The following is a 229-nucleotide window of genomic DNA, read 5'->3' as shown; positions in this document are numbered from 1 at the left end:
CCAGTAGGATGAGCATGTTGATCGCGATGAGCGCAAGCATGACCGTGATGGCCAGGCTCAAGAGGACACCGATCAGGCTATCTACTGGACTCCAGGCCGATAGCGCGGCAAGCGTCTGCTTCCACAGCATGAAGCCGATATCCACGATGCCGGATGGCGTCACCGAGCTTATGCCGGATGCCTGTTCGCCCAGCTTCTGCAGCGATCGAATGATCGAGGACGCAAACTC

Annotated in this window: 1 protein-coding gene; it reads right to left on the bottom strand. The window is 58.1% G+C overall.

From position 1 onward, the window contains the following. Nucleotides 1–229: type IV secretion system protein (locus tag GYB81_RS24230; protein ID WP_178106613.1), on the bottom strand; the 229-nt coding region annotated here is incomplete at both ends.

It is taken from the genome of Pseudomonas yangonensis, assembly GCF_009932725.1.
Taxonomy (GTDB): Bacteria; Pseudomonadota; Gammaproteobacteria; order Pseudomonadales; family Pseudomonadaceae; genus Aquipseudomonas; species Aquipseudomonas yangonensis.
This window is presented reverse-complemented; position numbering and strand designations above follow the sequence as displayed.